Annotated in this window: 19 protein-coding genes; 8 read left to right on the plus strand and 11 right to left on the minus strand. The window is 34.7% G+C overall.

Annotation, left to right across the window (positions count from 1 at the left end):
• Window positions 1–195: 195 nt before the first annotated feature.
• From ABID42_RS09105 to ABID42_RS09130, 6 genes are all read right to left on the minus strand, one after another.
• Window positions 196–1,809 (minus strand): family 16 glycosylhydrolase, encoded by a 1,614-nt coding sequence (locus ABID42_RS09105; RefSeq protein ID WP_367283393.1) that lies wholly within the window; start codon window positions 1,807–1,809, stop codon window positions 196–198.
• Window positions 1,810–1,827: 18 nt separating this feature from the next.
• A complete protein-coding gene (locus ABID42_RS09110) occupies window positions 1,828–3,909 on the minus strand; it encodes a hypothetical protein (protein ID WP_367283394.1) in 2,082 nt (693 codons plus the stop codon).
• A 30-nt stretch (window positions 3,910–3,939) separates the two neighbouring features.
• Window positions 3,940–5,439: a RagB/SusD family nutrient uptake outer membrane protein gene (locus ABID42_RS09115; RefSeq protein WP_367283395.1), complete on the minus strand. Its 1,500-nt coding sequence runs from the start codon at window positions 5,437–5,439 to the stop codon at window positions 3,940–3,942.
• A gap of 165 nt (window positions 5,440–5,604) precedes the next feature.
• Complete coding sequence (locus tag ABID42_RS09120) at window positions 5,605–9,036, minus strand: TonB-dependent receptor (RefSeq protein ID WP_367283396.1); 3,432 nt, start codon at window positions 9,034–9,036, stop codon at window positions 5,605–5,607.
• Between the two features lie 279 nt (window positions 9,037–9,315).
• The gene (locus tag ABID42_RS09125; protein ID WP_367283397.1) at window positions 9,316–10,425 is read right to left on the minus strand and encodes a FecR family protein; all 1,110 of its coding nucleotides are present in this window, start codon (window positions 10,423–10,425) and stop codon (window positions 9,316–9,318) included.
• A gap of 126 nt (window positions 10,426–10,551) precedes the next feature.
• The gene (locus tag ABID42_RS09130; protein ID WP_323259960.1) at window positions 10,552–11,139 is read right to left on the minus strand and encodes an RNA polymerase sigma factor; all 588 of its coding nucleotides are present in this window, start codon (window positions 11,137–11,139) and stop codon (window positions 10,552–10,554) included.
• A gap of 219 nt (window positions 11,140–11,358) precedes the next feature.
• Here ABID42_RS09130 and ABID42_RS09135 point away from each other — a divergent pair, with 219 nt between their 5' ends.
• From ABID42_RS09135 to ABID42_RS09160, 6 genes are read left to right on the plus strand one after another with little or no spacing between them, the layout of a single operon-like run.
• Complete coding sequence (locus ABID42_RS09135) at window positions 11,359–11,931, plus strand: RNA polymerase sigma factor (protein ID WP_367283398.1); 573 nt, start codon at window positions 11,359–11,361, stop codon at window positions 11,929–11,931.
• A 7-nt stretch (window positions 11,932–11,938) separates the two neighbouring features.
• Window positions 11,939–12,232, plus strand: a complete 294-nt coding sequence (locus ABID42_RS09140) for a hypothetical protein (RefSeq protein ID WP_367283399.1) — start codon at window positions 11,939–11,941, stop codon at window positions 12,230–12,232.
• Complete coding sequence (locus ABID42_RS09145; protein ID WP_367283400.1) at window positions 12,229–12,696, plus strand: Spy/CpxP family protein refolding chaperone; 468 nt, start codon at window positions 12,229–12,231, stop codon at window positions 12,694–12,696. The genes ABID42_RS09140 and ABID42_RS09145 overlap by 4 nt, the downstream gene beginning before the upstream one ends.
• Before the next feature lie 25 nt (window positions 12,697–12,721).
• On the plus strand, window positions 12,722–13,468 hold the full coding sequence (locus ABID42_RS09150; RefSeq protein ID WP_367283401.1) for a YHYH protein: 747 nt from the start codon (window positions 12,722–12,724) through the stop codon (window positions 13,466–13,468).
• A 38-nt stretch (window positions 13,469–13,506) separates the two neighbouring features.
• Complete coding sequence (locus ABID42_RS09155; protein ID WP_367283402.1) at window positions 13,507–14,064, plus strand: toxin-antitoxin system YwqK family antitoxin; 558 nt, start codon at window positions 13,507–13,509, stop codon at window positions 14,062–14,064.
• Entirely contained in the window at window positions 14,054–14,680 is a 627-nt protein-coding gene (locus ABID42_RS09160) for an SCO family protein (RefSeq protein WP_367283403.1), read from the plus strand. The genes ABID42_RS09155 and ABID42_RS09160 overlap by 11 nt, the downstream gene beginning before the upstream one ends.
• Before the next feature lie 37 nt (window positions 14,681–14,717).
• On the opposite strand, the gene ABID42_RS09165 is transcribed toward ABID42_RS09160, so the two are convergent.
• Together ABID42_RS09165 and ABID42_RS09170 are read right to left on the minus strand one after the other, a co-directional pair.
• Window positions 14,718–15,389: a hypothetical protein gene (locus ABID42_RS09165; protein ID WP_367283404.1), complete on the minus strand. Its 672-nt coding sequence runs from the start codon at window positions 15,387–15,389 to the stop codon at window positions 14,718–14,720.
• 12 nt (window positions 15,390–15,401) lie between these two features.
• Window positions 15,402–16,007 (minus strand): hypothetical protein, encoded by a 606-nt coding sequence (locus ABID42_RS09170; RefSeq protein ID WP_367283405.1) that lies wholly within the window; start codon window positions 16,005–16,007, stop codon window positions 15,402–15,404.
• A 259-nt stretch (window positions 16,008–16,266) separates the two neighbouring features.
• Between ABID42_RS09170 and ABID42_RS09175 the strand changes: the two genes are divergently transcribed.
• Entirely contained in the window at window positions 16,267–17,295 is a 1,029-nt protein-coding gene (locus tag ABID42_RS09175) for a quinone-dependent dihydroorotate dehydrogenase (RefSeq protein WP_367283406.1), read from the plus strand.
• Between the two features lie 205 nt (window positions 17,296–17,500).
• Here the strand turns inward: ABID42_RS09175 and dnaJ are convergent, their stop codons facing one another.
• The 3 genes from dnaJ to ABID42_RS09190 all read right to left on the minus strand — a co-directional run bounded on the left by dnaJ (window position 17,501) and on the right by ABID42_RS09190 (window position 20,406).
• Window positions 17,501–18,661, minus strand: coding sequence for a molecular chaperone DnaJ (gene dnaJ / locus ABID42_RS09180; protein WP_367283407.1), 1,161 nt, complete (start codon window positions 18,659–18,661; stop codon window positions 17,501–17,503).
• 182 nt (window positions 18,662–18,843) lie between these two features.
• Entirely contained in the window at window positions 18,844–19,386 is a 543-nt protein-coding gene (locus ABID42_RS09185) for a nucleotide exchange factor GrpE (RefSeq protein WP_323259939.1), read from the minus strand.
• 123 nt (window positions 19,387–19,509) lie between these two features.
• Window positions 19,510–20,406 (minus strand): DNA-3-methyladenine glycosylase family protein, encoded by an 897-nt coding sequence (locus tag ABID42_RS09190; RefSeq protein WP_367283408.1) that lies wholly within the window; start codon window positions 20,404–20,406, stop codon window positions 19,510–19,512.
• A 67-nt stretch (window positions 20,407–20,473) separates the two neighbouring features.
• On the opposite strand from ABID42_RS09190, the gene ABID42_RS09195 reads away from it, so the two are divergent.
• Window positions 20,474–20,986, plus strand: a complete 513-nt coding sequence (locus ABID42_RS09195) for a methylated-DNA--[protein]-cysteine S-methyltransferase (RefSeq protein WP_323259935.1) — start codon at window positions 20,474–20,476, stop codon at window positions 20,984–20,986.
• Window positions 20,987–21,236: the final 250 nt, after the last annotated feature.

A 21,236-nucleotide genomic window follows, 5' to 3' on the forward strand; every position in this document is an offset into this window, starting at 1 on the left:
AAACCCTGAACGGGTAATATAAATGTATCCAATTATCAAAACCACATTTTTTTCTCCCTCGTTGTAAGTATCTCCAACATAGACAAAAAAGATTGTCATTCCGTTAAATAAATAGCGGTCAAAAAACTAATTTTGACCGCTATTTATGCTTTTAACATTCGGGATTACTAATATTCATCCATATTCAATGCTAGGCTATTTATAGACCCTAATATAATCTACTTCAAACGTTGAGGTAACAAAATTTGGATCAATCGCTCCGCCAAATGTTCCGCCCATTGCGAAGTTGATGATAAAAAAGAAATCCTTGTTGAATGGTAAAGCATTTGTGTTGGTGAAAGTGTAAAAAAGCTTATTATCAACATACATTTTGATAGTACTTGCCGACCAATCTACTGAATAAACATGAAATTCAGTAGAAGCATTTGTGATGGTTGTATTACCACTATCGGCATTTCCTCCTGCATGATTAGGATGGTGCATTGTTCCGTAAATTTTATTGGGTTCGTTGCCTTTGGCTTCCATAATATCTATTTCTCCACAAGCAGGCCAACCAACAGTTTGTATATTACTTCCTAACATCCATAAAGCTGGCCAAGTGCCTCCTCCAGTAGGCAGTTTGGCACGAATATCTACTCTTCCATAAGTAAAAGAGAATTTATTCATAGTTTGAATTCTTGCCGAAGTATAAGCAAAACCACTGTAATTTTCTTTTTGAGCTGTGATTTTTAATAGACCATCTTTCACTTGGATGTTTTCAGTGCGATTGGTATAAAATTGTTTTTCGGCATTTCCCCAACCATTATCTCCATTGCCTAAATCATAACCCCAAACAGCAGGATTAGGCGCACCGTCTTTATCAAATTCTTCTGCCCAAAACAATTTCTTTTCTGTTACGGGTTCTTCGGCTTGTTTTACTTTCAATTTAGTAAACCAAGCATTTCCATCTGCACCGATTGTTCTTAAAGTCATGCTGTTGGCAGAAAGTGCTAATATTTCATAAGTATTACTCCCTGTTGCAAAATTTACAATCCCATTTCCCGGTACTGTAAATTGTACTCTAGTAGAATTTGCAGTTGTTGATGAAGAAGTAGCTCCTGAAAAAATTAAATTTTTAGCACCCGTAGTACTTATATCATAACAACCATCGCCACCAGCCAAACCATAATATGAAGTAGCTGCACCAATTAATGAAGATTGCCCTTTGTTATCGACAGTCATGGCTACGTTGTTGTTGGCATCTTTTGTAAAAGTAATTTCATCATCATACAAACAAGCAGGACGAGTATTTGGGTCTGCTGCATACCAAATTGGAGAAAAGGCATCTGCTGGACCAACACCTACGTGTCCCGAAGCATCTTTATCAGTCACCCAAACTTTTGAAGCATTGTTTGTCAAAGCTGTAAGAATATCCGTAGGAACTTCAAAAGCCACAAATACTTTTACTTTTTTACTCAAGGTAGAAGCTGCACCACCCGTTCCGACAGCACTCACCGTAATGGTATAATCTTTAGTACCCGGAATACTGTACTTATATGTGATTTTTCCTGAAGGAACCATTTGCGTAGTTCCATCACCAAAATCAACTTTATAAGTTAAAGCCTTGTCGGCAAGGGTTGAAATCACCACATTCCCAGAACCATTTCCGTTCGGATTGTTCGCATCTACTCCCTGTACATCAGCCGTTATTGTAAGGTTTGAAGGCGCAACAATATCTCCAAAAGCATATTCTGCTTGTTTACAAGCACTAATACTCATTACCGATGCACACAAAATGAGTATAAATGATTTTATATTATTAGTTATCATGATTATCTGAATGTTAGATTAATAAAGAATGATGTCATCAAATAAATAAGTGAAGTTCGCAGAGCCATCTCCTTTGGTACCATTATCAAAAATCAAGACTACTTTTTGATAGCTTTTGCTTACATCAATTCCGCTGAAATCAAAAGTTAGTTCTTCCCAAGCATTGGCTTTTGTCGTACTTAATTCTTTTTCAAAACTGACACCACCATCCGTTAGATTTTCTACTTTCAACAAAACTTTAGTGCCTACTTTCGGAGCATATACTTTCATTTTAAAAGTTTTACCAACAGAAAAATCTATCGTTTTCTCTAAAGTTATAAAAGCACCACCCCAAGCTTGACCACCATTTTTAATCATTTGAGCCACTTTCGAACTCGTATTGATTCCATTTGAATGAGGGTTTGTAATGACTGTAGCATTTCCTCCGTCGAAATTCAAGAAGTCATATTTCAAAGAAGTAGATTCAAAAGTTAATGGAATAGTAAGCGTATTATTGGTTTCAGTAGTTGTAGCGATTTTTACGTCATCCCAATAAAAAACTTTACCATTACCCGCTGTTCCAAAATCAAAGAATAAGGAAGCTTTGTGATAAGTATTCGCTAAATTAAGTGTAGGAGTACCAGCTACTTGTTTGGTAAAATCAAAGGTTAATTCTTCCCAAGCTTTAGCAGATTTAGTCAATACTTCTGTTTCAACAGAGATAGAAGCATTATTACGGTCTTCAATTTTTAATCGGATTGGAATACCCGCCGCAGGAGAATATACTTTCACACTCATTTTAGGATTAGAGGCCGTCAACTTAATAGCAGAAGCAAAACCTGTTGGTGTTCCGATGGTAGTTCCAGCCCAAGTTTCAGCACCAGAAGGCTTGGTTGTAATTTTCACTTTGTTGCTTGGATTCGTTGGGTCAATGCCGTCGATAGTACTATTATTTCCGAAATCAGTGACGGTATAATTCGTATTAGCTTCATCAAAAGTGACAGGCAAATTGATTGGCGCAATCACAACAGGGTTCATCAATTTAATATCATCAAACAAGAAAGTAAAATTAGCTGAACCATCACCACGAGTACCATTATCAAAAATCAACACAATGTTTTGATATGAATTAGCCGTGTTGATAGCACTGAAATCAAAGATTAATTCTTCCCAAACATTGGCTTTGCTTGTGGTAAGTTCTTTCTCAAAACTTTGTGAGCCATTTGAAGCATTTTCTACTTTCAATAAAACCTTTGCACCTACTCTTGGAGAAAACACTTTCATTGAAAAGTATTTATTCACAGAAAAGTCCATCGAAGCACCCAAAGTAATTAAACTTCCACCATAAGTTTGTCCCGGATTTTTCACCATCTTAGCCACTTTTGAAGAAGTATTAATACCACTAACTTGTGGATTGGCAATTACAGAAACATCGCCACCTTCAAAATTGCTGAATTTATAGGTTTGCCCAGCTGTTTCAAAGTCAAGTGGTAATACCACAGGACTTACAATGTTTATCGTCTTTTTTACTTCGGTTGTTGCTTTTCCACCACTCAAAGCCACTACTTTCATTTCATAAGTTCCTACCGCTGTATAAGTATGGCTAATGGTTGCACCTTCTAAAAAAGACATCGGTACTTCATTAGCAACATCTCCAAAATACACTTTAAACAAAGTTTCATAAGTAGCTTTTGCTGAAACATTTACTTTAAAAGGATTTGCTGGGTCGATAGTTGAATTTACTTCTACATTTTCTGGTGCTTTAAAAGAGACTGTAAGTTCTTGTGTACTTTCTGATACTTTTCCAGTGACTCCTTTTCCAACCAATTTTACGCTATAAATGCCTTCTGCATATTTGTGTTGTACGCTTTTTCCTGCATCGACTGTTGCGGGCGAAGCGGTACCATCACCAAAATTTACAGAGAAAGTGGCAACGCCTTCGCCATTTGGCGTGATGGTTACTAAACCCGTATTGTCTTGGGTGATGTCAAAAAGAGCTGACATTTTTGCCGGTGACGAGGCAGTTTCAAGAAAAGAAATATCATCAAAAAACTTTTCATTACATGCCGACATGATAGCGATAAAAGCTAACATGGATAAAAATTTATGTATATTTTTCATCGAAATTCATTTAGAAAATATGAGTCTGAATTAATAACCAGCATTTTGTACCAAGCCAGAAACATCAATTTCAGCTTGAGGAATTGGAAATACTTCGTTCTTTCCAACAACAAAATTTTTGATTTTCGTAGCCGCTTGTCCACTACGAACCAAGTCGAAAAAGCGGTCGCCTTCCATGCCTAATTCTAATCTGCGTTCAGTCCAGATTGCTTCTTTCAAAGTATTTCCAGTAGCTGAAATGTTATGAGCATTGTCTCCGAAAGCTCTTTGACGAACTTTATTCAAGTACAATTGCGCATTAATATCATCTGGAGAAGCTTTACGATTCAAAGCCTCAGCATACATCAAATAGACATCCGAAAGGCGGATAATACGTTGATTATTCAAATAATTCAGTTCGATTTGCCCACTGGTTTCTCCTTTTCTTGGCAGATATTTTTGGTTATACAAACCAGTATTTTTATAAGGAGCTACTTGATAAGTAATGCCTAAATTTGGATTAGCATTTTTATAGGCTTCGATTTCCAAACAAGTAATGTCTTTTCTTTTATCTCCCGCTTGATAAGCATTGACTAAATCTTGCGTTGGTAAATTCGTACTCCAACCTGCTGCATACGGACTATTCCCTGTGATACCACGAATACCACATTGTTGAACTGCTAAATTTCCTTGTCCACGAGTAACACCACCCCAATTGTAATAAGGAGAAAGATTTGAATATTGAATTTCAAAGACAGCTTCAGCACCATTTTCACCAGATTGCAAGAAAATATCTCCAAAGTTTGGTACTAAAGAATAAGGTCCATCAATTACACTTTTTAATACTCCTGCGGCTAAATCAAACTTATTTTGGTATAGATATACTTTTCCTAAAAGTGCTTGTGCTGCAAATTTGGTGATTCTGCCATTTTTAGGGTCGGTACTTGGTAAAGCAGCAATTGCATTGGTCAAATCTTTTTCAATTTGCGCATAAACATCTGCTTTAGGCGATTGCTTCAACGTTCTTGAATCTGCAATTCCCAATTTTTTATCCACAAACAAAGGCACATTTCCGAAAACTTTTACCAAAGTGAAATAATAATAAGCTCTTAAAAATGCTACTTCACCATACATAGCTTCTTTTTCTGGGAAAGCGATTACTTCGCCTGCTGGATTTTTGTCTTTGTATTGATACAGATAATTCGCACGATTGATGCCTTCGTAAGAAGCCTTCCAGATTTCGGCTAAAGTTCCGTTTTGTGCAGTAAGTGTGAGGTCATCAATATTCTGTAAATCTAGTACGTCAGAGGCATTTTCACCTCCTGCTACTGCATTGTCAGAAGCAATATCACCCACTGGCACTAACTGATTCAACCATTGTATAGGTGTATAAACACTTACACCCATGCTTTGATAATCAGCAGAAGATTTCAAATAATCTTGGTCGGTTACTCTATAATCATCTTTTGGACTATAGTCAACCCATTCACTACAGCTAGTAAAAGCCATTGTAATGAATAGAAAATAGAGAATATTTTTTATGTTTTTCATTGTTAGTTTTTCTTAAAATTTAATTGCTTTCGGACGTCGAATTTCGGTTGTCGGATTTGGAATCTGACCTTTTATTTGCACTTAGATTATCAGCTTTAATTACTGAAAACCGAAATTAGAAGTCAAAAAACTGATGACTGAAATCCGAAAGCTGAAATCCCAAATTTAAAATCTTACATCCACACCAACAGACCAAGTTCTTGCTTGCGGATAAGTACCACGATCAACGCCAGTATCTAACACGCCACCGGGTACTTCTGGGTCATAACCTGAATATTTCGTGAAAGTGAAAGCATTTTTTACTTGTGCATAAATGCGGATTTTATTCACTACTTTCTTGGGAACTAAAGAGTATGGTAATGTATAACCAATCTGAACATTTTTGATTTTCACGAAAGAACCATCTTCCACATAGCGGTCCGAAACTCTGATATTACTGTTAGCATCAACAAATGAAAAACGTGGATTATTGGCATCGTTAGTTGAACCTTCACCCGTCCATCTTCCTAAAACAGATCTGAATTTGTTAGAGTAAATCGCATTTCTTTCGTAAGCTCTGTAAATATCATTTCCCACAGACGCATAAGTAAATACGTTTACATCCAAGTTTTTATAAGTTATGCCAACGTTCCAACCCAAGGTAAAATCTGGGAAAGGATTACCAATTTGCGTTTTATCTAAATCTGTGATTTGTCCATCACCATTGACATCTACGAAACGAATATCACCCGGAACTGCACCCGTTTGTTTTGGAGCTTCGGCGATTTGTGAAGTATTTTGGAAAAGTCCATTGGTTTTAAATCCATAAAAATACCCCGGAGCAAAACCTTGTTGGAAACGAGTAGCCGTTTGTGATTGTCCGTTGAAATACGATCCACCCGGAATAATAGCCGTTCCATCTGAATTCGTAGCGGTTACTAAATTTTTAGAAGTAGTAAAAGTAACGTTTGTATTTAGTTTTAAATCTTTCAGGATTTCAGCATTGTAACCAAGGTTCAAATCAACACCGCTACTTTTGGTTGAACCAATATTCGCAGTTGGTGCAGCAGCAGCACCCAAGTACAATGAAATAGAAGGCGTAAATAATAAACCATCAACCGATTTATCAAAATAATCTGCGGAAAGCGACCATTTATTATTGCCAAAACGTACATCAAAACCAACGTTGCTTTGTAACTGTTTCTCCCAACGCAAAGTGGTATTGGCATAAGAACCCACCGTAGAACCAGTCGTAAAAGTATTGCCAAAAGTATAACCATTACTGTTAGCATCGCCTGCGTAACTTGGTCCGCCAGAAATAATACCTACATATTGCGGATTAACGTTTTCGTTACCAATAGATCCATAACTTCCTCTGATTTTCAAGTAATTCAAGAAATCAACATTGAAAAAATCTTCATTTGAAATCACCCAACCTAAAGAACCAGCATAGAAATTGGCAAATTTATTATCAATCCCAAAAGCATAAGAACCATCACGACGAGCAGAAAACGATACTAAATATTTGTCTTTATAATCATAGTTTACTCTACCGAAGTAAGAAAGGTTTTTTCTAAAATATTGTCCATTACCAACTGTTTGCGCATTGGTATTGGTAGCAGTATTGATACCTGTTGCAGAAGTAAGGTCTGCGAAAGTCCATGAATTAAAAGGAACGTCTTGTCTTGAACCATTGATTTCATCGCCAGCTATTTTAGCGAATGAAATCCCTAATACTGTTTCAAAATTATGATCATTATTAATTTTGAAATTATAAGTACCAAAAGTTTCAAAAGTATAAGTATTGTCGGTTCGTTTAGATTCGTAAACGCTGTTATGTCTGCCAGTAACGATTGAGCCATCGGCATTCATAGAGTTTTCTACATTCAAAGGACCATAAAAAACGAGTGGCGTAAACGATTTGTAAGTGTTATTAAAATTGGTATAACCAAAACGAGAAGAAAGCGTCAGATTTTTAATTACTTCATATTGTAGCTCTAATTTCCCATATAATTTATTTCCGTTACTTTCATTGTAGTTGTTATCCAGTTTTGTCAAAGGATTAAAAATCTCTGAAAGTAATAAATTACTAAAGCCATATTTCCCTACAGTATTTGGTACAGTATTTAAGACAGAAACAGTTGGGTCGAAATTCAAGGCACTTCCAATTACTGAATTGAAAGAGTTTTCTTGGACACCAACACTTTTAATATTTACATAACTGGTATTTGCCAAGAATTTTAATTTGGGAGCAATCTGAAAAGTAAGGTTTGTAGTAAAATTCAAACGGTTAAAATTTGAATTTTCACCACCGCCAACAATACCATCTTGTCCCAAATATCCACCAGAAAGAAAGTACTGAACTTTATCACTTCCTCCTTTTACCGAAACATTGTGCGATTGCAAAGGAGCATCTTTGAAAATTTGTTTTTGCCAATCTGTTCCAACACCCAAAGTTGATAAATCTTTGAAAATCAATCCTCCGCCTGAAACCAAACTTCCTTCATTCAAAATCGCTCCGTATTCTGTTGCATTTAATACGCCAATAGTTTGCATTACTTGCTGAACGCCATAATTACTACTGTAAGAAATTTCAGCTTTCTGATTCTTTCCACCACTTTTTGTAGTTACTACAATCACACCATTTCCACCTTTTACACCATAAATAGCCGTAGTTGCCGCATCTTTCAATACGTTCATTGATTCAATATCGGCAGAATTGATAGAATTAAAATCATTTAAAGTTTGTGGTACGCCATCAATAATTACGACTGGGTCTGTTCCCGAAAAAGAAGGAATACCTCTAATCAATACTGTTGGTTTTGAACCTGGTGAACCATTTGAAATAACGGTAACACCTGAAGCTCTACCCTGAAGTGCATCTTCTGGACGAACAGGACGAAGTTTTTCAATATCAGCCCCTTTTACCGTAGCAATTGCTCCAGAAACATTGGTTACTTTTTGCGTTCCATAACCTACCACAACGACTTCATTCAGTTTTTTGCTATCAGGGGCTAAACTGATGTTAATCGAAAAGCGATTTCCAACTGTTATTTCTTGTGGATCATAACCAACCGAAGTAATGACTAATACTGCTTTTTCGTTAGGAACGACCAATGAGAAATTTCCATTAGCATCGGTTGTAGTACCTTGCGTTGTACCTTTTATGGCAATACTTACACCTGCAATGGTTTCATTGTTTTCGGCATCCGTGATTTTTCCTTTGATGGTTTGCTCTATGCTACTTTCTAAAAAACCTAAATTGTCTTCTCCATCAATTTTAGAAGTGGTTTTGGCATTCAATCTTTTGAGCAAGATTTTTCTACCGACTACTTCATAATTGATTTTCAAAGGCTTTAACAATTCTTCTAAAACCGTTGAAAGTTTCTCTTTCTTTACGACAAGACTTACTTTTCTATTAGCCATAATCAACTGAGGACTATACATAAACTTGATATTCGCCTCGGTTTCTATCTTTTCAAGAATCTTCTCAACTTCTTGCTGACTAACGTTGATACTTACCTTTTGGTCAAGTATTTCCTGAGCATGCGTAGTTCCCGCATTTGCGAACGACATACACAGAAAGGTAATAATGGTTTGGAATAAACTGATTCGCATGATCTTAATCGGAATCTTGTTAAATTGTCGATTTTTTGACATAATTTTGAATTGTTAGTTTTGAACGACTGACACAAAAGAATCCCTGCATCAAATGAATAGTTGATGTTGAAAAGCTTGAGCACTTTTAGGGATATTTAAGTCGGTGATGTTGGTAGCATCATCGGCTTTTTTTTACACGAAATTTGATTGATTTGTTACTTCACGTTGATTTGAATGACTGTTTGATGATTGTTTATGTTTTGAAATTGTTTAAATAGATTCAATTAAATTTGACGATTACTTACATCCTTTTCCCTCAATTACAATTTTCCCATCTTTCATTTCATATTTGGCTTCCAATACTTCACAAATAAGATTGATTTTTTCAGCGAGTGGCTCATCGCCCAATTCTGCTGTTAATTCACATGAAGCCATTAATGTTTTGTCGTACTCAATCTCAATTCCGTAGGCATTTTCTAAAATATCAAACACTTCAAGTACTGATTTGTTCTTAAAAACAAAACTCTGACTTTGAATTGCTGGTAGTGAGACGATTTGCGGAGCAGTCAATTCAGCTCGCTTAAACTGCCATTTCGGACGAATAAACGTTGCTTGCTGATTTGGTAAAACCAATAAACCCGTTAAAACTTTGCTTACTTGCTGTTCTTTGAGCGCTACATTTTTCTGAGAGAAAACCGAAACTTTACCCGTTTTTACAAATACTTGTACTTGTTTGTCGTCTTCAAAAGCTTTGATGGTAAAACTTGTTCCTAATACTTTGGCTACGACTTCGTTAGCATAAACAAAAAATGGCTTATTAGGATTTTTAGCAATCTCGAAAAAAGCTTCTCCAGAAAGTACTACTTCACGAGTATCACCCGTGAATTTTTCAGGATAACTTAGTTTACTATCGGCTTGCAAAACCACAGAACTTCCGTCGGATAAAGTAATTAATTTGCTTGTTGATGAAGTGTTTTTTATTTCGATAAATTTAGTTTTTTGTGCGACTTTGGCTACTGAATTACTGTAAGTGGGTGTTTCTTTTTCGGATAATTTTTCAAAAACAACATAAGAAAGTAAAGTCACCAACAATACGGAAGCCGCTAAGCTTAATTTGCGGAAAGTAGAATGTTGCCAGAAATTCACTTTTTTAATGCTACGTTGTTCGGCTATATCTACAATTTTAGCAATTGCTGCTGCGATTTCTTCTTCTCCGATTTCCTCCTGAACATTTCTAAGTGCAACAATAATTGCTTTCGCTTGTTGAATAGTTTCATACTTTTCAGGATGTTGAGCAAGCCAATTTTCCCAGAAAGTACTTTCTGTTGGCGTGTTTTTCAAAACCCATTTTCTGAAACTCGCATCCAAAGCGAATTCATTAGCTGTATATTGGCTGTAATCTAACATAGAATAATTTGTATTATTTTGCTCTATACTTGAAATAGCCGATACCTAATACTCCATACTCAGTTGAAATGAAATATTTTTTATTTTTTTTGAAAAAGAAAAATGAAGAGACAAAAGCTGAAGAAATTAGGCTTTCAGATAAAGTACATAAAACAATTGTCCAGCAAGAAACCAATTGCTTTTAAGATTCAAAATAGCTCGATGCAACAAATTAGAAACCGATTGGCGGTTCATATCCATAATTTCGGCAATTTCTTCAATGCTCAAGCCTTCATAGAATTTCAAGAAAATTACTTCTTGTTGGCGTTTGGGCAATGAAGTAAGTAGTGATTTCAGTTTAGATTCATTTTCATAAAACATTTCTAATTCAATCAATTCCGATTCGGGACTGATACCTTCGGTAAAAGGCAAATCAATGTCTAAATCATCCGAAGCGTTTCTTTTTTCTTGATTGAGTTTTTTGAAAAGATTATTTCTGAGCGATTTTAACAAATAAATCGTCACAAAAGGAGAAGATTGTAGTTTTTCACGATGGTCCCACAAGAACAAAAATAAATCTTGGATACAATCTTTAATCAGTTCTCTGTCTTTCGTAAACTTGGTGGCATAGTTAAAAAGTACCTTGTAATGATTGTTTGCAAGATGCCCAAGTGCTTTACTATCACCTTCTTGGAAGGATTTCCACAGTGCTATGTAATCGTTTTTAGGCTCCATTTGATGAAAATAATGATGCAAAATACTGCAAAACATTCAATAAATACTAGAAACTCTTGATTTCGTTATGAGTATTAGCACATAAGCAATTGTAGCAGAAAACAATTTTTCGATACAGATTTTAATATTTTTTAGCTTCTATTGAAAAAAAATCAAAATGCTCCGCAAGTTTTTTAAATTAATAACATCTAAAGCGTAAATGAACCTCAATTGTTGTCAATGCTTGAAAAAGAACTCTTAGAAAAGTTAAAAAATGCTGATGAAGCGGCTTTTCGATTTTTGGTGGAAAAGTACCAAGACAAAGTATTTAATACTTGTCTGGGCTTTCTGCGGAATGTCGAGGAAGCTGAAGATTTAACACAAGAGGTTTTTATTGAGGTTTATGAATCAATTGTTTCGTTCAGAGGCGACGCCAAAGTATCTACTTTTTTGTACAGAATTGCCGTCAATAAATCATTGGATTATTTAAGAAAAAAGAAGCGAAAAAAGCGATTCAGCTTTGTCTTATCCATTTTTGGTTTAGAAGAACAACTCAATTCTAGTAGTGTAGTTGATGAACATCCAGGCATTTTACTTGAAAACAAAGAGCGAACACACTTACTTTTTAGCAAAATGGATGAATTGCCTGAACGGCAAAGAGTAGCGTTTTCATTGCATAAAATTGATGGATTGAGCTATCAAGAAATTGCTGAAGTGATGGAATTGAGTATTTCGGCTATTGAATCTTTGCTATTCAGAGCCAAACAAAATTTACAATCGAAATTGAAAAATTATTACGAATCCGAAAAATAATTTGAACATGAAAAATATCGAAGAAGAAATAGCCAAAACGCTGGAAAGTATTGAAAAAATTCAACCAGTTGCTTCTAATCCCTTTTTGTATACCAAAATTAAACATCGTATGAATGAGCTTAGTCGCCCAACAATTTCGTGGATGACTTATGCAAAGCTTGCTATTTGTATGTTGATTATTGGTTTCAATATTGTTACACTTGGTAAAATATATTTGAATAATCAGCATTCAGACATGAGTAAAGAGGAATTTGGCGCTTATTTAGGAATAACAACCACCCAAAATTTATATGAACCATGAAAAATAAATCTGCTTGGTTAATCAGTTTACTGGTGCTACTCAATGTTTTTTTGTTAGGGACTATTTGGTTTTCTCATAACAAACCACCTCATCCTGACAGACAAGAAATACGCAAATTTGTTGAAAGAGAATTACAATTCACAGAAAAGCAAATAGCACAATACGATGTACTCATCAAAGAACATCAACAAGAAATGCGTTCAATTCATCAGCAAATGCGTCCTCTGAAAAATGAATTGTTTCAAATGATTGCTTTCCCTGAAGATTCCCTCAAAACAAAAATTGTGAGTGAACAAATTGCGAAACTGGTAATTCAACAAGATTTAGCAACCTTGAAACATTTTAGAAAAGTAAGAAATAACATTTGTACAGATAAACAGAAAGCTTTACTTGATAGTCTTCTGTCGGACATCTTAGCAAAAATGGGAAGACAAGGTGGTCCCCCTCCACCGCCAAGACCATAATGTATCACTATTTAACCCTGAAAACATGAAATATTCATCATTATTATTGCTCATGATTATCTTCCTTGCTTGTAAGCAAAGCGATGATACGACCCTAACACCAAGTACTAATACTTCAAGCATTGATATTTCTGTACTGAAAACTAAATTCTCTGGAACAAGTGTTACTGCAACGGTTGAAGGTGATTATTTAGTGATTAGAAGTAACGGCATTCCCGACCACAAAAGTCCATATTTTGCTAAAACGGATACTCGTTACGAAGCTTATAATGGCAGTAACAGCAAGTTTTCAATCAATCCGAATAGTATTTTGGAGCAAACTTTGGTCTTTAAAATTCCTTTGCATCCTACTAAATCTAGTAGTGTTGCTGCTACTCCGCTTGGACCAATTGGTGTTTCTTTGAATGGCATTCCTTTTTTCAATCAATATGCAGGACCAAACCAACCTTTGACAAATGAGATTAATTCATTCGACCAATATTTGGGACACCCGCAACAAACTGGTCAATATCATTATCATCAAGAACCCGCTTATCTAACCACCAAAAATGGCAAGGCAGCTTTTCTAGGATTACTTTTAGATGGATTTCCAGTTTATGGTCCATTAGAAAATGGGAAAGCTGTCACCAATGCCGATTTAGATAATTTGCATGGACACTCGCATGCTACTACAGAATTTCCAGAGGGCATTTATCATTATCACATTACTGATGCCGACCCTTACATCAATGGTTCTGGTTTCTATGGAACGGCGGGAACCGTGAGTAAATAGCTTTTTTGATTTATATTTTTTTAGAATAATCTTTCCTAATGTTGAAATTCATCCCCTTTTTGCTTTTGATAATTGTAGCTTGTAATTCGTCCCAAGTAGAAAAAACTTGGGACGAAAAGCTTTTCTCTCAAAACAATGATGTTTTACTTTATCAGCAAAAAGCTTTTTCTGGAACTCTTGTAAAGTATTACTCTAATAAAAAGCTAGCGTCAAAACAAAATTTCACTGAAGGAAAGCTAGAGGGTTTAACTGAAAAATGGTTTGAAAACGGACAAAATCAAGAACGAAGATTTTACAGCCAAAACCACAAAACAGGCAAACACGAAGCTTGGTGGGAAAACGGTCAAAAACGTTTTGAATATGAATTTGAAAATGATGCTCCCATTAAAAATCACAAAGAATGGTATCCGAATGGACAACTTTTTTCGGTGAATAATTATGATGAAAATGGTCAGCCAGCAGGCGTACAACAAATGTGGTTTGATGATGGCAAAATCAAGGCAAATTATGAAGTAAAAAATGGTAGAAGATTCGGCTTATTAGGTGCAAAAGGCTGTATGGGCAATAATGAAAAAACTCTCTTGAATGAAAAATAAAGCCATTTTTGTCCTTACCTGTTTACTCTTTTGTCAATGCGAAACAAAGCAAGAAAGTAATAAAATTCCCTTTTATAATACACCTGATTTTACGGCTGTTTGGAAAGCGGAGGAAGTTTCTCATACTATCGCAACTTTTCAATTTAAAAATCAGGATAATAAAAGTATTACTGAAAAAGATGTTTTAGGCAAAATTCATGTAGCAAATTTCTTTTTTACAATTTGCCCAAGCCTTTGTCCGAGATTGATGGAAGCGATGCAAAAAGTGTCAAAAGCATTTCCTAATGATAGCACTGTCAGCATTATGTCTTACAGCGTAATGCCCAATCGTGATAGTGTAAGTGTTTTAAAACGTTATGCCTTAACGCACAAGCTTAATACTGCTAATTGGAATTTATTGTCTGGAGACAAAAAAGCAATTTATCAATTAGCCAGACAGTCTTATTTTGCAGATGAAAATTTAGGCGTTCAGAAAAAAGAGAACGATTTCCTGCATACCGAAAACTTTATTTTAGTCGATAAAAAGCTTAGAATCAGAGGAATTTATAATGGAACAATTCCTTTAGACATAGAAAATCTTATTGAAGATATTAAAGCTTTGAAAGCTGAGAAATAAAAATCCCTCCGAAAATTTTCCGAAGGGATTTTTTACTTTATTTAATAATATACCTAATTCCGATACCAAATGAGAATGAAACTTTTGGATTGAAATCATACTTAAATTGTTTTTCAGAAAAACTACTTGGAACACCTGATTGAGTAAGCATTCTTTTACCATCTACCCATGAATAACTAACATCAGCAAGATTTAAATTGACTAAGCTCCCAGTAAATGCCCATTTATCATTTAAACGATATACTAAACCACCACCACCATCTAAACTTATTCCAATCTCGTTAGCAGTTCTTTGTGTATAACTCATTGGGTCTTGATTGTTAGGACTAGTAAGGTCTTGATTATTGTATCTAACACCTCCTGAAAACCCTCCATAAATGCCTAATTTCCCAAAAACAGTTTTATAATATTCACGTCCTTTGTTTAAACTAACACTAAAGCTTTTATTGCCATAAAGTCCTATATCCGAAGATACATTATTATAACCTACTAGGAGGGAAAGAGTCTTTGCGGTATTCTTTGAAATAAATTTTCCATAGCTGAATCCTATTGAAGAATTATGGTCGTCTAAAGACTCTCCAAATTTAGATTGATTCATCATTAATGAACCGTCTAAATATGATTCTCCTTCATTAAACTGTGCCTTTACAAAAGTATTTGCTAACAAGATAATAGCAAAAATGTATAATAATTTTATGTTTGATTTCATGTTTTTGGAGGTTTAGAATGATTTACCGATTGAAATGGACAAAGAACTTACATTCATAATACTGTTCAAATTAACGTTAGTGTACTTGTAGTTACCAGTTCTTTGTTGGTAAAAACTCAAATTAACCAGTGATGTTTGTCCGTTGATAAACAGATTCTTTTTGAGATAATAACGAAAACCAACATTCAAATTAGCATCTAAAGAATACTGATTAATAGAAGAATTACTAGTACCACTGTAAATTCCATAGCCAGCTTTCGCCAGCAATTCGCCATAAATAGCTAATGATTTACTCAATGGCTTGAACTTATCAACAAAATAGCCTGCCTGAATAGTATGAAGGTAGCTGTTACTTTTATCCAAACTATAACTTGTAGAAGAAGTATTAGCTTCTAATTTGTAGCCTAACAACCAGCCTTTGGCTATATTATTTTCACCAAATACTGCTCTTTTAAAAGTTAGTGCTGAATAAGTTGTACTAACTTCAGTAGTGTTAGGGAAAGGCGTAGAATTGGTATTTGAATTAACATTACCACTAAAAGTACCTTCAACTTGCCAAAATTTTGAGCCTTTTTCATACTGGGCTTTAGAGAGGAAACTGATCATGACAAACATCATGACGAGCAAGGGGATTTTTTTGTTTAACATAGTGTAAGAGTTGTTTTAATTATTTAAGTGTTATTTATTTGATGACGAAAGTACTGGCTTATGTCATCCCAAACAAGTAAACGTATAGCATTGGTGTGATATTTAAGATTTATTAACAATTTTTTAAGTGGGTGGCTTAAATAAAAAACCTCTCAAATATTGAATCCTTGAGAGGTTTTTATTGGGGCTTTTAGTAATTTTGTCATTATTTTCATGAAAAGCTCAATCCATGTACAAATTTCTCCTGCAGCCTCTATTGTTTCAATTTGATGCTGAAAAAGCCCATCATATTACTTTTAGTTTAGTAAAATTCCTGTTTAAAATTCCATTTGTTCCTGCCATTTTCAAGGCGATTTATCATTACGAAAATCCTGTATTAGAAAGAGAAGTATTCGGATTGAAATTCAAGAATCCAGTAGGTTTAGCCGCAGGTTTTGATAAAAATGCTGTTTTAGTAGATGAATTATCGACAATGGGTTTTGGTTTTATCGAAATCGGAACGCTTACTCCAAAAGGACAGCCAGGAAATGATAAACCACGTTTGTTTCGTTTAAAAGAAGATGAAGCCTTGATTAACAGAATGGGTTTTAATAACGAAGGGGTAAAAGAAGCCGTTTTGAAATTAAAACAACGTAAATCTGATATTCTAATTGGTGGAAACATCGGTAAAAATAAAGTAACGCCCAACGAAAATGCAGTGGATGATTACTTAATCTGTTTTGATGAACTCTTTGATGTAGTAGATTATTTTGTAGTAAATGTAAGCTCGCCTAATACTCCAAATCTAAGAGCATTACAAGAAAAAGAGCCATTGAAAAATCTCTTACAAACACTACAAGTAGAAAACGAGAAACGTCCGAAATCAAAACCAATTTTATTAAAGATTGCACCAGATTTAACTGATTCGCAATTGGATGATATTATTGAAATTGTTCAAGAAACACATATTGCAGGCGTAATTGCGACAAATACTACAATTTCAAGAGAAGGATTACGTTCATCTGCTTCATTGACATCAGAAATGGGAGGATTAAGCGGAAAACCTGTAGAGAAACGTTCGACAGAAGTAATTCGTTATTTATCTGAAAAATCAAATAAAGCATTTCCAATTATTGGAGTAGGTGGAATTCATTCTCCAGAAGATGCCATCGAAAAATTAAATGCAGGAGCCAGTTTAGTACAAATCTATACAGGCTTTATTTATGAAGGTCCAGCTTTAGCAAGTGAAATTAATAAGGCAATTGCTGGCAAAAACTAAATATAATTACTGCTTTTCTTTAGGTAAACAGCTCAAATATTAGGCAAATTCTACTACCCAAAATTTTATTTTTCAACAAAATACAGAAAATCCCAAGGAATGTCAAATAAGACAATTTCTTGGGATTTTTATTTACAATGTATTGACAATTAAACTATTACTTTATTCAAAAACCAATACACATTTTGTATTTCACTTCTAAATTCTAATTAAAAAAATCTTTCATTTTCTCGAAGAAATTTTTGTCACTTTTACTTGGCTTTGGTTGGAAGTTTGGCGAAGTCCTGAATTTTTCTAATTGCTCCGTTTCTTCACGACTTAGCGTTTTAGGTGTCCAAATATTTACGTGAATTAATTCATCACCCACACCGTATCCGTTCAATTCTTTGATACCTTTTCCTTTTAAACGAAGGATTTTTCCTGCCTGTGTTCCAGCTTCAATAGTAATGCGGGCTTTTCCGCCAATGGTTGGTACTTCTACAGAAGTTCCTAAAGCTGCATCAGCGAAATTCAAGTATAAATCATATACTACATTCGTTCCGTCACGATGTAATACTTCATCAGCTTCTTCTTCAATCACAATTAATAAATCGCCAGCTACACCACCACGAGGAGGAACATTTCCTTTGCCCGTCATAGATAATTGCATTCCTTCTGCAACACCTGCTGGAATTTTGATTGGAATGATTTCTTCTTCTAACACTCTACCCTCTCCAAAACAAACTTCACAACGAGTTTTAATCATCTTGCCTTCTCCATTACAAGTAGGACAAGTAGAAGTTGTTACCATTTGTCCAAGCATTGTTTGCTGAACACGACGCACCTGACCAGAACCACCACAAGTCTGACATGACTGTAATTCTGTTCCGTTTTTCGCACCGCTTCCGCTACAAGGTTTACAAGTAACGTGACGTTTTACTTTGATTTTCTTTTCAACACCGTTGGCAACTTCTTCTAAGTTCAATTTAAGTTTAATTCTTAAATCAGAACCTTTTCTAGTTCTACGTCCTTGCTGTTGTCCTCCTCCATTAAAGAAACCACCAAAAGGATTGTTATCACCAAAAATATCACCGAACTGGCTGAAAATATCATCCATGTTCATGCCACCGCCGTTGAAACCGCCGCCACCGCCAGCAGCACCACTCATGCCTGCATGACCGAAACGATCATACTGCGCTTTTTTCTGTCCATTCGATAATACTTCGTAAGCTTCTGCTGCTTCTTTAAATTTATCTTCGGCAGCTTTATCACCTGGATTTTTATCTGGGTGATATTTAATTGCCATCTTACGATATGCTTTCTTTATTTCGTCTTCCGAAGCTGACTTAGAAATTTCTAATACTTCGTAATAATCTCTTTTTGCCATTTTTTCTGAACAATGAATTAAGTAATCAAGTAGAACAACAATTTCTGTCAAGAATTACTTTATTTTAGTAAGTATTATTTTTAAAATAAGCGATGATTTTCTAGATTAAAACACTGTATGTCAATATACTAAACATCAGTGGCAGACTACTCATAATTCATCACTCATAATTCATACTTATATTAGTTTGCTACAACAACTTTCGCAAAGCGAATTACTTTCTCATTCAAATAGTATCCTTTTTCAACTACATCAAATACTTTTCCTTTATCATCTTCTGTAGGAGCTGGGAATTGAGTAATCGCTTCGTGAACATCTGGATTAAATACTTGTCCTTTCGCATCCATTGGTTTTAAACCTTTAGTTGCCAAAGTATTAATCAATTTATTGAAAATCAATTGAATTCCTTCTGAAATCTCTCCTTCTTGTGCGTTTGCTGTAGCTCTTTCAATATCATCAATCACAGGAATAACATCTACAATTACTTTTTCTGAAGCTGATTGAATCATTTCCAATTTCTCTTTCGCCGTGCGTTTACGGAAATTATCAAAATCAGAATACAGGCGTAAATATTTATCTTTTAACTCCGCTATTTCTCCTTGAAGTTTTTCAGTTTCAGAAATTTCTACTGTTTCTTCAATTACTGCTTCTATATTTTCAGAAACATTGTCAGTTTCTTGGGTCAACACTTGTTCTTCTGTCTGTAATTCTTCCTTATTTTCCATTTTCAATATACTTTTCGCTTTATTTTTATATTTGCTTAATACACTCAAAAGTTTTGCCATTTGTTTTTTCTGTCAGATTGACAGATTTTGAATTGACAAAGTTACGGTTTTTTATGCTCAGATTTATTGAATTGCTGTATTCTTCACCGCTAAACTTCGCCATAAATAAAAAACAGTATAAGCTTCCCAATCTTTAAAGGCTTCAAAAAAAGTATCTAAGTCTTTTCTTAAAGGTTTTTTAGGGAAATTTTTCAAGGAATTTAGCGCATTATACAAACCAACATCTCCATAAGTAACACATTCTAAACGTTTTAAAGATTTCATCAAAGCATAATTGGCTGTCCATTCGCCAATTCCACGAATAGCCACTAATTTCTTAACAGCGTCTTCGGTAGAAAGACTTTCCAACATCGTTTTTGAAAGAATTCCATTAGAGAAATGACGAGCGATTTCAATTAAATACTCTGCTTTTCTGGTTGAAAATTGCATATTTTTAAGTTCTTCAACCGCTAAAGAAGCGATAATTTCGGCTTTTGGAAACAAGTAAAAATCAGTATTTTGATAAGTTTGTTTTTCACCATAGGTTTCTGTCAATCTACGTTTGAGCTTATACGCAAAACTAAGATTAATTTGCTGACCAATAATCGACCAGCAAAGAGCTTCAAATAAATCTGGAATTCCCAATAAACGTAATCCATGATAATCTGAAACCATGTATTTTAAATCTTCATCAAGTGTTAATAATTGATAAAATGGCATTAAATCACGTTCTAAATCAAACCATTCGCTTACAAAATGGCAGATTTTTTCTTCGTCAATCTCACCAAGAATTACTTCAATTTGCAAGTTTTCTTCAAGCTGTTTAATTTCAATTAAAGTTGGCTTTTCATTTACTGAAAGCAATTTTAACACAGAATTTTCCCGAACTTCGTGCAGACAATCATCATAGTTTCTATCTAAAAACCATAAACATTCTTGAAAAGAAAATTGTGGAGGAACGGGAAGGAGAATTGGATTCATGTTTTTTACGCAAAATACTGAATTGTTTTCTTCCGTAAAAACCGAAACTTGCTAATCTGACCGTAAAATGACTATAGAAATTTTCACAAAATACATTGATTCTCCTTTGGGTATGATTGAAGTATCCGCTACCGAAAGCTATTTGACTTCTATTCTTTTTGTGGAAACACAGAAAAAACCAAGTCCACGCAAAGAAGTAACGGCTTACATCCCTCCTATCATTGATGAATTTGAGCAACAAATGAAGGAGTATTTTGAAGGAACTCGCAAAGATTTTGAGCTTGCTATCAAACACGAAGGCACAGATTTTCAGAAATCTGTTTGGGAGAAATTGGAAACGATTCCTTATGGAAAAACGATTTCATACCTAGAACTTTCGAGAAGAATTGGTAACGAAAAAGCCATTCGTGCAGTTGGAACGACGAATGGTTCAAATAAATTTACGATTGTTGTACCATGCCACAGAGTAATTGGGGCGAATGGCTCATTGGTTGGTTATGGTGGTGATTTATGGCGAAAAAAATGGCTTTTAGATCACGAAGCTAAACATTCTGGGAATTATCAGACGAGTATGTTTTGATGAATTCGCTTACTCATAAGGTCTTGTATGAAGCTGGTTTGAAGACTAGTTAAAGAAAGAATCATATTACAAGATTGAAGCCTTATATATAAAGATGAAATCATCATATCACTAAATTAAAGCCTCATGTATAAAGATGGAATCGACATATCACTAAATTGAAGTCTCATGTATAAAGATTGAATCGTCATATCACTAAATTGAAGTCTCATGTATAAAGATTGAATCGTCATATCACTAGATTAAAGAC

Origin of the sequence: Arcicella rosea (assembly GCF_040543805.1) — a bacterium.
Taxonomy (GTDB): Bacteria; Bacteroidota; Bacteroidia; order Cytophagales; family Spirosomataceae; genus Arcicella; species Arcicella rosea.

What these genes read in the sequence shown, in the direction of transcription:
- ABID42_RS09105 (WP_367283393.1), bottom strand. Translation starts at nt 1,809, where the DNA reads ATGATAACTAATAATATAAAATCATTTATACTCATTTTGTGTGCATCG.
- ABID42_RS09110 (WP_367283394.1), bottom strand. Translation starts at nt 3,909, where the DNA reads ATGAAAAATATACATAAATTTTTATCCATGTTAGCTTTTATCGCTATC.
- ABID42_RS09115 (WP_367283395.1), bottom strand. Translation starts at nt 5,439, where the DNA reads ATGAAAAACATAAAAAATATTCTCTATTTTCTATTCATTACAATGGCT.
- ABID42_RS09120 (WP_367283396.1), bottom strand. Translation starts at nt 9,036, where the DNA reads ATGCGAATCAGTTTATTCCAAACCATTATTACCTTTCTGTGTATGTCG.
- ABID42_RS09125 (WP_367283397.1), bottom strand. Translation starts at nt 10,425, where the DNA reads ATGTTAGATTACAGCCAATATACAGCTAATGAATTCGCTTTGGATGCG.
- ABID42_RS09130 (WP_323259960.1), bottom strand. Translation starts at nt 11,139, where the DNA reads ATGGAGCCTAAAAACGATTACATAGCACTGTGGAAATCCTTCCAAGAA.
- ABID42_RS09135 (WP_367283398.1), top strand. Translation starts at nt 11,359, where the DNA reads ATGCTTGAAAAAGAACTCTTAGAAAAGTTAAAAAATGCTGATGAAGCG.
- ABID42_RS09140 (WP_367283399.1), top strand. Translation starts at nt 11,939, where the DNA reads ATGAAAAATATCGAAGAAGAAATAGCCAAAACGCTGGAAAGTATTGAA.
- ABID42_RS09145 (WP_367283400.1), top strand. Translation starts at nt 12,229, where the DNA reads ATGAAAAATAAATCTGCTTGGTTAATCAGTTTACTGGTGCTACTCAAT.
- ABID42_RS09150 (WP_367283401.1), top strand. Translation starts at nt 12,722, where the DNA reads ATGAAATATTCATCATTATTATTGCTCATGATTATCTTCCTTGCTTGT.
- ABID42_RS09155 (WP_367283402.1), top strand. Translation starts at nt 13,507, where the DNA reads ATGTTGAAATTCATCCCCTTTTTGCTTTTGATAATTGTAGCTTGTAAT.
- ABID42_RS09160 (WP_367283403.1), top strand. Translation starts at nt 14,054, where the DNA reads ATGAAAAATAAAGCCATTTTTGTCCTTACCTGTTTACTCTTTTGTCAA.
- ABID42_RS09165 (WP_367283404.1), bottom strand. Translation starts at nt 15,389, where the DNA reads ATGAAATCAAACATAAAATTATTATACATTTTTGCTATTATCTTGTTA.
- ABID42_RS09170 (WP_367283405.1), bottom strand. Translation starts at nt 16,007, where the DNA reads ATGATGTTTGTCATGATCAGTTTCCTCTCTAAAGCCCAGTATGAAAAA.
- ABID42_RS09175 (WP_367283406.1), top strand. Translation starts at nt 16,267, where the DNA reads ATGTACAAATTTCTCCTGCAGCCTCTATTGTTTCAATTTGATGCTGAA.
- dnaJ (WP_367283407.1), bottom strand. Translation starts at nt 18,661, where the DNA reads ATGGCAAAAAGAGATTATTACGAAGTATTAGAAATTTCTAAGTCAGCT.
- ABID42_RS09185 (WP_323259939.1), bottom strand. Translation starts at nt 19,386, where the DNA reads ATGGAAAATAAGGAAGAATTACAGACAGAAGAACAAGTGTTGACCCAA.
- ABID42_RS09190 (WP_367283408.1), bottom strand. Translation starts at nt 20,406, where the DNA reads ATGAATCCAATTCTCCTTCCCGTTCCTCCACAATTTTCTTTTCAAGAA.
- ABID42_RS09195 (WP_323259935.1), top strand. Translation starts at nt 20,474, where the DNA reads ATGACTATAGAAATTTTCACAAAATACATTGATTCTCCTTTGGGTATG.